Raw genomic sequence first — 12,216 nt, forward strand, 5'->3', positions numbered from 1 at the left:
CATCCCAAGCCGCCGGATCAGGGAGTTTTCATTTAGATGTTTACCGTTTGCAAGCCCGTTCGCAAGCTGGCGAAATCCGCCGCTGTCCTGGCCACCGCCGCATTTCTGGCCGCGTGTGACGCGGGCGGACTGGGCGGAGGCCCATCGATCAACACCTCCGAACCTGTGCCTGTTGCTCTGCTGGTGCCCGCCGGGTCGGCGAATTCCGGCGATGCGGCCCTGGCGCGCAGCCTTGAGAATGCAGCCCGTCTGGCCATGGCCGACCTTCAGAAGGTGAAGATTGACTTGCGTGTCTACGATACGCGGGGCAGCTCAAACACTGCGGCAAGTGTAGCGCAACAAGCGGTAGCAGACGGCGCAAAAATTATCATTGGCCCGGTATACGCACAGGCGGCAAACTCTGCCGGTCTTGCCGTATTGAACAACAACGTCAACGTTTTGTCCTTTTCAAACAACACCAGCATTGCGGGCGGCAACGTGTTCGTGCTGGGCCCCACTTTCAACAACACGGCCGGCCGGCTGGTCAGCTTTGCCGGGTCGCAAGGCAAGAACGGCATGGTAATCGTCCACAGCAACGATGCCGCCGGTCAACTGGGGCAATCCGCAATTGCAACTGCGCTGAGCAGCAGCCGGGTAAACAATGCCGGGACCGTCGGCTACGACCGATCGCAGCAAGGCGTCATCAACTCGGTCCCGACCATCAAGGCGACCGTGGATGCGGCAGGGGCGGATTCGCTGTTTCTGACAGCAACCACCGCCGGAGCGCTGCCGCTGTATTCTCAGCTGCTGCCCGAGGCGGGGGTTTCCCCCACAAACACGCAATACATTGGCCTGACACGATGGGATATCCCATCACAAACGCTGGAACTACCGGGCGTTCAGGGCGGCTGGTTCGCTTTGCCGGACCCTTCCAAGGCACAGGCCTATCGTCAACGATACAACAACACCTACGGCGAAGCCCCGCATCCGATCAGCGGGCTGGCCTATGACGGTATCGCCGCCATCGCCGCGTTAGTGAGCCAGGGCAAGTCCAACGCGCTGACTGCGGCTGCCTTGACACAGAATGCCGGTTTCCAAGGTGTAGGCGGTATCTTCCGCCTGCGGTCGAACGGTACGAATGAACGCGGTCTGGCTGTCGCCACGATCCAGAATAAACAGGTAGTAGTGATTGACCCTGCCCCACAAAGCTTCTCTGGCGCTGGATTCTGATCAACCGGTACTGACGCTCTCCCGCAAGGGTGAGCTGATCTGCCCGGCTGATGAAATCTTTGACGGTGGTGCCGTCATGGCGAAACTGTCAGAGGCCTTCGACACCACATCCGACAACGCCGCACGGCGTGGGGAAACCGTGCGTATTTTGCGGGATGCCCAAAAAGCCGGGCGGCAAGCGATTGCTGCGGCTTTTGCCAACCGACCGTTTGAAGCGCGGCCCTTGACGCATTCCTATACGTATCTGACAGACGGGCTGGTCTGCACCGCAATGAAAGTCGCCAGCCAGGATCTGCACCCGTTGGCCACGCCAACACAGGGCGAAAAGATCGCGGTGCTGGCCGTGGGCGGCTATGGGCGCGGTGAAATGGCGCCTGCCTCGGATGTCGACCTGCTGTTTCTGACCCCCTACAAGATCACCGCCTGGGCCGAGAGTGTGATCGAATCCATGCTCTACATCCTGTGGGATTTGCGGCTGAAGGTGGGGCATTCATCGCGCACTATTAAAGATTGCCTGCGTCTAGGAGCCGAAGACTTCACCATCCGCACCGCCATGCTGGAACAGCGTTATCTGGCCGGTGACACTGACCTCGCGGCCGAATTGGACGCGCGCCTGAAGGCCGATCTGTTCAAGGGTAGCGAGCGCCAGTTCATCGAAGCCAAGCTTCAGGAACGCGACGAACGCCACCACAAACAGGGTCAGCGTTACATGGTCGAGCCCAACGTCAAAGAAGGCAAAGGCGGGCTGCGCGACCTTCAATCGCTCTATTGGATCGCGAAATACATCTATGGCGTTCAGGACGTGGCCGAACTGGTGCCACTGGGCCTGTTCACGTCCGAGGAATTCAGCACTTTTGTCGAGGCCGAGGATTTCCTCTGGGCTGTGCGATCACATCTGCATCTGGTGACCAACCGCGCCACCGAACAGCTGACCTTTGATATGCAGGTCGAGGTTGCGGCCCGCATGGGCTACGAAGACAGGGCGGGCCGCCGTGCCGTTGAAGTCTTTATGCAACGCTATTTCCGCGAAGCGACCCGCGTCGGGGAATTGACCCGCATTTTCCTGACCAAACTTGAGGCGTCTCATATGAAAGGCGCACCGTTGCTAGAGCGTATCTTTCGCCGCCGTCCACGGGTCAAAGCGGGTTATAAGGTCGTGCATGGCCGTCTGGATGTGGCCGATCCCGACACCTTCCTATCTGATAAGCTGAACCTCCTGCGTCTGTTCGAGGAAGGCCTGCGCACAGGCATGCTGATCCATCCGGACGCGATGCGTCTGGTCAGCGCCAACCTGACATTGATCGACGATGACATGCGCGAAAACAAAGAGGCACAGCGCATCTTCCTGGATCTGATGCTGAAACACGGCAACCCGGAACGCGCCCTGCGTCGGATGAACGAACTGGGTGTGTTGTCCGCCTTCCTGCCCGAATTCGAACACATCGTCGCGATGATGCAGTTCAACATGTATCACAGCTATACAGTGGACGAGCACACCATCCAGTGCATCGTGAACCTGGCCCAGATTGAGCGCGGTGAGCTGGTTGAATCGCTGCCTTTGGCCTCGTCGATCCTGAAGGAAGGGGTCAACCGCAAGGTTCTGTATGTCGCGTTGTTGATCCATGACATCGCCAAGGGACGACCCGAGGACCACTCGATCCTGGGGGCGAAGATCGCCCGCAAGGTAGCGCCTCGACTGGGGTTGAACAAAGCGGATTCGGAAACAGTGGAATGGCTGGTGCGTTATCACCTGTTGATGTCGGATATGGCGCAAAAGCGCGATATCTCGGACCCACGCACGGTGCGGGACTTTGCCAAAGCAGTGAAAACGGTCAAACGTCTGGACCTACTGACAGTGTTGACGGTCTGCGATATTCGAGGCGTGGGGCCAAACACGTGGAACAACTGGAAAGCCACCCTGCTGCGTGCCTTGCATGCGGAAACCAAGCGCGCCCTTGAAACCGGGATGGAGGACCTGAACCGGGCCAACCGCGGGGCAGGCGCCAAGAAAGCCCTGCGCACAGAGCTGGAGGGTTGGTCCAAGGCAGACCTCAAGACTGAAACGGGGCGGCATTACGACCCCTATTGGCAGGGCCTGAACCTGTCGACCCATGTTGAGTTTGCCGAGATGTTGCGGGAACTGGACCGCAGCGGCGATGCCGGAGCCATGGAAATCCGCCTGCACCCGGACGAAGATCGCGATGCGACCCGAGCCTGTTTCACAATGGCCGATCATCCCGGTATTTTTGCCCGCATCGCCGGCGCACTGGCGTTGGTTGGCGCCAACGTGGTCGATGCCCGCAGTTACACCACCAAGGACGGATACGTGACCGATGCGTTTTGGATTCAGGACGCCGACGGCCACCCGTTCGAGGCCAGCCGTCTGCCACGCCTGACCCAGATGATCCACAAGACACTCAAAGGCGAGGTGGTAGCGCGCGACGCGTTGAAATCGCGTGACAAGATCAAGAAACGCGAACGGGCCTTTAACGTGCCGACCCATATCATCTTCGACAATGAAGGGTCCGAGATCTACACGATCATTGAGGTCGACACCCGCGACCGGCCCGGCCTGCTGTACGATCTGGCGCGTACTCTGGCCGCCGGAAATGTCTATGTCGCCAACGCGGTGATTGCCACCTATGGCGAACAAGTGGTCGATACGTTCTACGTCAAGGATATGTTCGGGCTGAAATACCACTCGGAAAGCAAGCAACGCGCGCTTGAGGCCAAGCTGCGCAAGGCCATTACTGAGGGCGCAGAGCGCGCGGAATCATGAAACAGATCCGGCTGTTCTCAGGCCTGTTCACGGTCGGCTTCTGGACCTTGGCCAGCCGGATTCTGGGCTTTTTGCGGGAAATCCTGCTGACCGCCTATATCGGACCGGGCCCGGTGATGGACGCCTTTGTCGCCGCCTTCCGCCTGCCCAACATGTTCCGCCGGTTCTTTGCTGAGGGCGCGTTTAATGCAGCCTTTGTACCAATGTTCTCGAAACGGCTGGAAGGCGAGGAAAACGCCGAAGGTTTTGCGCAAGATGCCTTTAACCTTCTGGCGGTGGCCGTTCTGGGGCTGGTCGGTCTGGCCATGGTGTTCATGCCCGCTTTGGTTTGGGCTACGGCCGAAGGGTTTTATGGTGACGAAAGGTTCGATCTGGCCGTCGATTACAGCTATGTGGTGTTTCCCTACATCCTGTTTATGTCGCTGGCGGCGCTTTTTTCCGGGGTGTTGAATGCAACGGGCCGGTTTGCAGCGGCTGCTGCCGCGCCGGTGCTTTTGAACATCTTTGCATGCACCGCCCTGATCGCAGGCGCGGTGTCAGGGGGTGAAGTGATCCGCTGGCTGATCACAGTCATCCCTTTGGCCGGTATCGCGCAGCTTGCATTGGTCTGGATCGCAACCGAACGTGCGGGTATTCGCATCCGGCCCGGCCTGCCCAAGCTGAACCCCGAGATGCGCCATATGGTGCGTATCGCCGTTCCCGCTGCACTGGCCATGGGGGTCACGCAGATCAACCTTGTGGTCGGTCAACTTGTTGCTTCGAAAACCGAAAAAGCCGTTAGCTGGCTGTTTGCAGCGGACCGTCTGTACCAACTGCCTTTGGGCGTCGTGGGCATCGCCGTCGGCATTGTCCTGCTGCCCGACCTGTCACGGCGACTGCGTGCCGGTGACAAAGACGGTGCGCGGAACGCCTTTTCCCGCGCCGGAGAGTTCACGCTTTTGCTGACCATCCCGTCTACGGTGGCCTTCGTGGTTCTACCGTTGCCCATGGTCTCGGTCCTGTTCGAGCGGGGACAGTTCAGCGCCGAAGACACGGCCGCCACCGCCATGGCCGTCGCGATTTATGGCGTCGGTCTGCCCGCTTTTATGTTGCAGAAACTGCTGCAACCGCTGTTCTTCGCGCGCGAGGATACAAGATCCCCGTTCCACTATGCTGTGGTTGCGATGATCACAAATGCCGGGCTGGCCTTTGGACTTTATCCGATTGTAGGCTGGATCGCGCCCGCCATCGCAGCCTCGGTCGCGGGATGGGCGATGGTTGGTCTGTTGATCCTCGGCGCGCGCCGTATGGGCGAAGAGGCCCGGTTCGACGACAGATTAAAACGCCGTGCGTGGCGCATCGTGGTGGCGTCACTGGGGATGGGCGTCGTCCTTTATATCGCTATTCACCTGTTTGGCTGGGCATTCGAGCTGTCCGGATGGCGGTATCTGGCGCTGATCATCCTGATCAAAGTTGCCGCTGCCACTTATTTCTTCCTAGGCCACCTTCTGGGTGCTTTTGAGCTGTCCGATTTCAAACGTGCCCTGCGCAGGTCGTGATCAATCGCGGCGAATGCGTCGAACAATGCGCGCCCAGCCACCTGGTGCCAGAAAGAATGACAACCCAAAGCCTGTAGCAAACCCGCCAAGATCAGCCACCCAGTCGGACGTGCCGCCAAACAGCAGGCCAAAGACCAGTTGAATCCCCATCAAAGCCGCAATCAGACCAAATGCGCGAGATTGGTTTTCACCGATCAATGACAGTTTACGCCATAGCAACCAGGTGAACGCGCCGATCAGGCCGTAGACGGGCGGGAACCCTCCAACCAGCGGATAATTCGGGTCCAGCAGAAGCGCATAAGCCAGCGCACCGCCTACGCCGGACAACACAAAGATCGCCAGCATCTGCACTCCGCCAAAAACCTCGGCCACCATCTTGCCCATGGCCAACAGGAAAACGCAGACGAAGATGGCCTGCGTGAATGTGCCGGATACAAACGGGTAAGTTACAAAGCGAATGACATGTTCAAACGACCAGCGCCCGTTTTCGACCATCCAGTCGAAGATATCAGGCGAGAAGGAATAGTTTTGCAACGCATCCAGTCGCCACCCCACCGCCGACGGCCCGCCCACCAGACCTCGGGCCCCCAATGTAAAAGCCAGCTCGATTCCCATTATGAACAGAACCAGCGCCACCACCACGGGCGGCAGAGGGTTCACGGCGGGTGTATAATGCTCACTGCTCATTGGGCGGGCCTTTCGCGGCTGTTGACGTCCCTTGACGCCATGGGTAATCGACGGAGGCTGATTTTTCCAGACGGGAGTTCCTTTCGATGACCGAAACCCAGTTTACGCCGCGCGTGTTTTCCGGTGCGCAGCCCTCGGGCAATTTGCACCTTGGCAACTATTTGGGTGCCTTGCGGAACTGGGTTCGGATGCAAGGGTCCGATTATCAGACGATCTATTGCATGGTCGATCTACACGCGGTCACCGTTTGGCAGGATCCAAAAGAATTACGCCATGCCACGCGCGAGCTGTGTGCAGGGTACATCGCGTCTGGCCTGGACCCGGAAAAGTCGATCCTGTTCAACCAAAGCCAGGTGCCTGAACACGCGCAACTTGCGTGGATATTCAACTGCGTCGCCCGACTGGGCTGGATGCAGCGCATGACCCAGTTCAAGGACAAGGCTGGCAAGAACGCACAGAACGCATCGCTGGGTCTGTTTGCCTACCCGGCGCTGATGGCCGCGGATATCCTCGTGTATCACGCGACGCATGTTCCGGTGGGTGATGATCAAAAGCAACATCTGGAACTGACCCGTGATATCGCGACCAAGTTTAACCATGACTATGGCGTTGACTTCTTTCCCCTAACCGAACCGGTGATCGAAGGTGCGGCAACTCGGGTCATGAGCTTGCGGGATGGGTCAAAGAAAATGTCCAAGTCCGACCCATCGGACATGAGCCGCATTAACATGACCGATGATGCTGACACGATCGCCAAGAAAATCCGCAAGGCAAAGACCGACCCCGAGGCCTTGCCCTCGGAGATCGAAGGTCTTGAGGATCGTCCCGACGCGCGCAATCTGGTGAACATCTTTGCGGCGCTCAGCGATCAGACGGTGGAACAGGTTTTGGCCGATGTCGGCGGAAAACAGTTCGGTGAATTCAAGCCGATGCTGGCAGAACTGGCGGTTTCAAAACTGTCGCCTATTTCGGCTGAAATGTCCCGCCTGATGGGCGAAGAGGCCGAGATTGACAGGATACTTGCCCGTGGTGCGGAAAGGGCGCGCGCGATTGCGGCCCCGATCCTGCAACAAACCTACGACATCGTGGGCATGGTCGGCGCAAAACTGGGCTGATTGCTCTGGACCTTGCCGCGACGCCTTCCTAGGTTTGCGCAAATGCTTGGGAGGGCGTCATGGCAGTCGGCAAAAACATCCGCACCTTTTTCGAAGGGCAGTGGCATAGCGGGGACGCCCCGATCATGCGGGCTGCCGATCATGGCGCATGGCTGGGTTCTTCGGTCTTTGACGGTGCGCGCTTTTTCGATGGCCTGGCACCGGACCTGGCGGCTCATTGCACCCGCGTGAACAGATCGGCCCAGGCGCTGATGCTGACCCCAACCGTCACAACCGAGCAGATGGTCGAGATCATCCGTGAAGGGCTAGAATCCTACGACATTGGATCGGCCGTCTACATCCGGCCGATGTATTGGGGGATCGACGGCGACGCCACCGCCATCGTCCCACAGGAAAACAGCACAGGCTTTGCGATCTGCCTTGAGGAAATTCCGATGGCGCCCGAGACCGCCTCGGCCACGCTGGGCACCACGCGATTCCGTCGCCCAGTGCTGGAGTCCGCTGTTGTGAATGCCAAGGCAGGATGTCTTTACCCCAACAATGCGCGGATGTTGCAAGAGGTGCGCGCCAAGGGGTTCTCGAACGCGCTGGTGGCAGATGCGTTGGGGCATGTCGCTGAAACCGCAACCGCCAATATCTTTATGGTCCGCGATGGCGAGGTGTTCACACCCACGCCAAACGGCACCTTTCTGGCAGGTATCACCCGCGCCCGTCACATCCGGAACCTGCGTGCTGACGGCGTCACTGTACACGAAGCTATCCTCAGTTTCGAAGACTTCCACAAAGCGGATGAGGTCTTCATGACCGGCAACATGAGCAAGATCACCCCGATTACCGCGCTGGAAGACACGCGGTATCAGGTTGGCCCGGTCGCGCGCCGAGCGCGCGAGTTGTACTGGGACTGGGCTGCCACCACGCGTTGATCACCCTCTTGTTGCAAGCACGCATTTGGTCGGGCATGATCGCCCGAAATGAATGAGGACACCCCATGCGCAAATTCCTGGTTGTTCTGGATGACAGTCGTGAATGCCTGAACGCAATGCGCTTTGCCGCCATGCGCGCAGCCCATACCGGGGGCGGCGTGGCAATTCTGTCGGTTATCCCACCTGATGAGTTCAACCACTGGATCGGCGTGGCCGAAGTGATGCGGGAAGAAGCGCGCGAGCGTATCCACGCCCATTATGAGGTTTTCGCCAAATGGATGCGGGACAAACAGGGAGTCGACCCTGAACTCGCGATCCGCGAAGGAGAGCCGGTGGCGCAGATCATCGAACATGTTCAGTCCGAGTCTGAGATAGGCGTGCTGGTTCTGGGTGCGGGCACCGACAAGAAAGGCCCCGGCCCTCTGGTCACGCAACTGACCAAGAACTCGGGCAGCCTGCCCATTCCGATCACCATCGTGCCCGGCGACCTGAGCAAGGAAAAACTGGAAGCGATCACCTGAGGCCCAACAATGCCGCGCATTCAATTCTGGTTCGAGTTTGCCTCGACCTACTCCTATCTGAGCGCGATGCGCATCGAAGAACTGGCAGTGCAGCACGGTGTTTCGGTGGACTGGCAGCCTTTCCTGCTGGGGCCGATTTTTGCGGCACAGGGCTGGGACAATTCGCCATTTAACCTGTACCCCGCCAAGGGCCGCTACATGTGGCGTGACATGGAACGTCTTTCCGCCCAGCGCGGCCTGCCCTTCAAACGGCCAGACCCGTTTCCCCAGAATGGCCTCAAGGCCGCCCGAATGGTTCTGGCGATCCAAGACCCGGTCCAAAAGGCTGCGTTTGTTCGCGCCGTGTATTCTGCTGAATTCGGTAATGGCCTGAATATCTCGGATGATGCGGTGCTGGGTGATTGCCTGTCCTCTGTGGGACTGCCCGTCGAGGCGCTAGCCCGCACTCAGGATCCCGCGATTAAGGCAGCACTGATTGAGCAGACGAGTACCGCCCAAAGCAAAGACCTGTTCGGCGCGCCCAGCTTTGTGGTCGGGGATGCGCTTTATTGGGGCGATGACCGGTTGGATGACGCAATAATGATGGCTTCCACTATTTAGAATGGTTCCAAATCTTGACTTCCCCGGCGCGGACCCGCATATCAGATGCAACTGAAACGGAGCTGCGCCATGTTCATCCAGACCGAATCCACGCCGAACCCGGCAACGTTGAAATTCCTACCCGGCCAGACCGTGCTGGAAGCGGGCACGGCGGATTTCCCAACACCGGACGCCGGAGAGAAGTCACCTCTGGCCAAGCGTATCTTTGCGGTCAGCGGCGTCACGGGCGTATTCTTTGGCAACGATTTCGTGACCGTGACCAAATCGGACGACGTGCAGTGGGACCACATCAAGCCCGCCATTCTGGGCGCGGTGATGGAGCATTACCAATCCGGTCAGCCAGTGATGGGTGCGGGTGTGGAAACCGCCTCGGGCCATGCCGAACATACGGGCGAGGATTCTGAAATTGTCAACCAGATCAAAGACCTGCTGGACAGCCGCGTGCGTCCGGCAGTGGCCCAGGACGGCGGTGACATCACATTCCACGGCTTTGACCGAGGTGTTGTTTACCTGCATATGCAGGGTGCCTGCGCGGGCTGCCCGTCCTCGACCCTGACGCTGAAGATGGGGATCGAGAACCTGCTGCGCCACTACATCCCCGAAGTGACAGAGGTTCGCCCTGTTGCCGTCTGACCCGATCATTCTGGCGTTTGATACATCGGCCGCGCATTGCGCGGCCGCTTTGTTGCGGGGTGACACCATCGCCGCATCCCGGGTCGAACACATGTCGCGCGGACAAGCCGAGCGGCTGATGCCCCTGATCCAGGACCTGTTAACCGATACCGGGTGCACCTGGAACGACCTTACCGCCATCGGTGTCGGCATCGGACCGGGCAATTTCACCGGCATCCGTATTTCGGTTTCTGCGGCGCGAGGTCTGGCCCTGGGGCTTGGAATTCCCGCCGTGGGTGTTTCCGGATTTGACGCGTTGTCCAATATGGCCAAGGACGGCCTGCCAGCGATCCGCGCACCCCGCGAACACGTCTATGTCGCGCTGCCAGCTCAAGAACCGGTGTTGATGGCGCAGGCAGACGCAGAATCACTCGGGTCCTTGATTCTGAACGATGACCCTGATGCGCAGGTTCGGGCTATCGCCCGGGTCGCTGCGCTCGGCTGGCAGACAGTTTCCGAACCTCCGGCCCCGCTTTATGTCCGGCCTGCAGATGCCGCCCCATCCAAGGATTCACCTCCGGTATTGCTGGACGAATGACACCGCAGGATCTTGCACATATCCATGCGGCGGCCTTTACCCAGTCGCGCCCTTGGACCGCAGATGAATTCGCAAGCCTGTTGTCCAATCGTTTTTCTCATCTTGTTGAAAAAGAACAGTCTTTCGCACTGTTTCAGGTCATCGCGGACGAGGCCGAATTGCTGACAATCGCAACCCACCCCGGCGTTCAGTGTCAGGGTTTGGCGTCGCTACTTATGCAGGACTGGCATGAAAAAGCCCAGGAGTTGGGCGCCACCCGCGCCTTCCTGGACGTTGCCGCCGACAATCACCCGGCAATCGCGCTGTACAAACGTTTTGGGTACGCGCCATGCGGGCGGCGCAAGGCATATTATCTGATTGAAAACGATCGCAAAATCGATGCTATTGTAATGGAGCGCAGTCTGCGCTGAATCTTTTGGCTGAAATTTTTCGACCATATGGTCAAAAATCAGTTGACCGCGGCTGTTGCAAACGTCCTTAATTCCCGCCATCACAACAGTTATGCTCGCTCACAGTGGGTAAACGGGGCTATCTTGGCCCCGACCGATAATAACAAACGGGAGTATCAAATGACCCTGATGAAATCCTTGATGGGTGCTGCCGCCACCGTCGCGCTGACTGCTGGCGCTGCTTTGGCTGATCCAGCACTGATCTTTGACCTGGGTGGCAAGTTCGACAAATCGTTCAACGAAGCGGCCCATAACGGCGCGTCGCGTTGGGCCGAGGAAACCGGTGGCACCTATCGCGAGATTGAAATGCAATCCGAAGCGCAGCGCGAACAGGCCCTGCGTCGGTTTGCCGAGGCAGGTTCAAACCCGATCATCACCATGGGATTCGGTATGGCCGACCCGCTGAGCGCCGTTGCCTCTGATTACCCTGACACGACCTTTGTTGTGATCGACGTGACATGGCTGGACGCACCAAATGTGCGTCAGGTTGGTTTTGCCGAACATGAAGGGTCGTATCTGGTTGGTATGATGGCCGCTATGGCCTCAGAGTCAGGCACTGTCGGCTTTATTGGTGGGATGGATGTTCCACTGATCCGTCACTTTGGCTGTGGCTATGCGCAAGGCGCCAAGGCCGTGAACCCGGACATCAACGTCGTTGCCAACATGACCGGCACGACACCTGCGGCGTGGAACGACCCGGTTAAGGGTTCTGAACTGACCAAGGCGCAGATCAGCCAGGGCGCTGACGTTGTCTATGCCGCAGCTGGCGGTACCGGCGTTGGCGTACTGCAAACTGCCGCTGACGAAGGCATCCTGTCGATCGGCGTGGACAGCAACCAGAACCACCTGCACCCCGGCAAAGTTCTGACCTCGATGCTGAAACGTGTGGACGTTGCCGTTTTTGAGGCAATGAGCGCTGGTGACAACGTCGAAACCGGTGTGTTCACCATGGGTCTGGCCCAGGATGGCGTTGGCGTTGCGATGGACGACAACAACGCAGCCCTCGTGTCCGATGACATGAAAGCTGCGGTCGACAAAGCCCGTCAGGACATCATCGACGGCAACGTCTCTGTTGTCAGCTATTACGAGAACGACAGCTGCCCGGCACTGCAGTTCTGATATCACGCGGGGCGGGGGTATCCCCGCCTCGTTTCCACTTTGCCGCGTTTCCAACTGCGGCCCTTT

The 12,216-nt window shown here is 58.9% G+C and carries 12 protein-coding genes; 11 read left to right on the forward strand and 1 reads right to left on the reverse strand.

Going from position 1 to position 12,216, the window contains the following annotated elements; translation table 11 throughout:
• The first annotated feature begins 36 nt into the window (after positions 1-36).
• The 3 genes from SJY13_RS12145 to murJ are packed head-to-tail and all read left to right on the forward strand — an operon-like array spanning position 37 to position 5,526.
• A complete protein-coding gene (locus tag SJY13_RS12145) occupies positions 37-1,209 on the forward strand; it encodes a penicillin-binding protein activator (protein ID WP_377191241.1) in 1,173 nt (390 codons plus the stop codon).
• Positions 1,169-3,988: a [protein-PII] uridylyltransferase gene (locus SJY13_RS12150; protein ID WP_377191242.1), complete on the forward strand. Its 2,820-nt coding sequence runs from the start codon at positions 1,169-1,171 to the stop codon at positions 3,986-3,988. The genes SJY13_RS12145 and SJY13_RS12150 overlap by 41 nt, the downstream gene beginning before the upstream one ends.
• On the forward strand, positions 3,985-5,526 hold the full coding sequence (gene murJ / locus SJY13_RS12155; RefSeq protein WP_377191243.1) for a murein biosynthesis integral membrane protein MurJ: 1,542 nt from the start codon (positions 3,985-3,987) through the stop codon (positions 5,524-5,526). The genes SJY13_RS12150 and murJ overlap by 4 nt, the downstream gene beginning before the upstream one ends.
• Here the strand turns inward: murJ and SJY13_RS12160 are convergent, their stop codons facing one another.
• Complete coding sequence (locus SJY13_RS12160) at positions 5,527-6,213, reverse strand: rhomboid family intramembrane serine protease (protein ID WP_377191244.1); 687 nt, start codon at positions 6,211-6,213, stop codon at positions 5,527-5,529. It lies immediately after the preceding gene.
• Positions 6,214-6,299: 86 nt separating this feature from the next.
• Here SJY13_RS12160 and trpS point away from each other — a divergent pair, with 86 nt between their 5' ends.
• From trpS to SJY13_RS12200, 8 genes are all read left to right on the forward strand, one after another.
• A complete protein-coding gene (gene trpS, locus SJY13_RS12165; protein WP_377191245.1) occupies positions 6,300-7,328 on the forward strand; it encodes a tryptophan--tRNA ligase in 1,029 nt (342 codons plus the stop codon).
• Positions 7,329-7,387: 59 nt separating this feature from the next.
• Positions 7,388-8,251, forward strand: a complete 864-nt coding sequence (locus tag SJY13_RS12170; RefSeq protein WP_377191246.1) for a branched-chain amino acid aminotransferase — start codon at positions 7,388-7,390, stop codon at positions 8,249-8,251.
• Positions 8,252-8,316: 65 nt separating this feature from the next.
• Positions 8,317-8,772 carry a universal stress protein gene (locus SJY13_RS12175; protein ID WP_085822882.1) on the forward strand — a complete coding sequence of 152 codons (456 nt, stop codon included), beginning with the start codon at positions 8,317-8,319 and terminating at the stop codon, positions 8,770-8,772.
• A 9-nt stretch (positions 8,773-8,781) separates the two neighbouring features.
• Positions 8,782-9,372 (forward strand): 2-hydroxychromene-2-carboxylate isomerase, encoded by a 591-nt coding sequence (locus SJY13_RS12180; protein WP_377191247.1) that lies wholly within the window; start codon positions 8,782-8,784, stop codon positions 9,370-9,372.
• A gap of 69 nt (positions 9,373-9,441) precedes the next feature.
• Positions 9,442-10,005, forward strand: a complete 564-nt coding sequence (locus tag SJY13_RS12185; protein ID WP_085822884.1) for a NifU family protein — start codon at positions 9,442-9,444, stop codon at positions 10,003-10,005.
• Entirely contained in the window at positions 9,995-10,582 is a 588-nt protein-coding gene (tsaB, locus tag SJY13_RS12190) for a tRNA (adenosine(37)-N6)-threonylcarbamoyltransferase complex dimerization subunit type 1 TsaB (RefSeq protein WP_377191248.1), read from the forward strand. The genes SJY13_RS12185 and tsaB overlap by 11 nt, the downstream gene beginning before the upstream one ends.
• Entirely contained in the window at positions 10,579-10,992 is a 414-nt protein-coding gene (locus tag SJY13_RS12195; protein ID WP_377191249.1) for a GNAT family N-acetyltransferase, read from the forward strand. Before tsaB ends, SJY13_RS12195 begins: the two co-directional genes overlap by 4 nt.
• A gap of 159 nt (positions 10,993-11,151) precedes the next feature.
• Positions 11,152-12,150, forward strand: a complete 999-nt coding sequence (locus tag SJY13_RS12200; RefSeq protein ID WP_085823037.1) for a BMP family lipoprotein — start codon at positions 11,152-11,154, stop codon at positions 12,148-12,150.
• Positions 12,151-12,216 lie beyond the last annotated feature (66 nt).

It is taken from the genome of Ruegeria meonggei (assembly GCF_042768335.1).
Taxonomy (GTDB): Bacteria; Pseudomonadota; Alphaproteobacteria; order Rhodobacterales; family Rhodobacteraceae; genus Ruegeria; species Ruegeria meonggei.

What these genes read in the sequence shown, in the direction of transcription:
- SJY13_RS12175 (WP_085822882.1), top strand. Translation starts at nt 8,317, where the DNA reads ATGCGCAAATTCCTGGTTGTTCTGGATGACAGTCGTGAATGCCTGAAC.
- trpS (WP_377191245.1), top strand. Translation starts at nt 6,300, where the DNA reads ATGACCGAAACCCAGTTTACGCCGCGCGTGTTTTCCGGTGCGCAGCCC.
- SJY13_RS12195 (WP_377191249.1), top strand. Translation starts at nt 10,579, where the DNA reads ATGACACCGCAGGATCTTGCACATATCCATGCGGCGGCCTTTACCCAG.
- SJY13_RS12180 (WP_377191247.1), top strand. Translation starts at nt 8,782, where the DNA reads ATGCCGCGCATTCAATTCTGGTTCGAGTTTGCCTCGACCTACTCCTAT.
- SJY13_RS12145 (WP_377191241.1), top strand. Translation starts at nt 37, where the DNA reads ATGTTTACCGTTTGCAAGCCCGTTCGCAAGCTGGCGAAATCCGCCGCT.
- SJY13_RS12200 (WP_085823037.1), top strand. Translation starts at nt 11,152, where the DNA reads ATGACCCTGATGAAATCCTTGATGGGTGCTGCCGCCACCGTCGCGCTG.
- SJY13_RS12160 (WP_377191244.1), bottom strand. Translation starts at nt 6,213, where the DNA reads ATGAGCAGTGAGCATTATACACCCGCCGTGAACCCTCTGCCGCCCGTG.
- murJ (WP_377191243.1), top strand. Translation starts at nt 3,985, where the DNA reads ATGAAACAGATCCGGCTGTTCTCAGGCCTGTTCACGGTCGGCTTCTGG.
- SJY13_RS12170 (WP_377191246.1), top strand. Translation starts at nt 7,388, where the DNA reads ATGGCAGTCGGCAAAAACATCCGCACCTTTTTCGAAGGGCAGTGGCAT.
- SJY13_RS12185 (WP_085822884.1), top strand. Translation starts at nt 9,442, where the DNA reads ATGTTCATCCAGACCGAATCCACGCCGAACCCGGCAACGTTGAAATTC.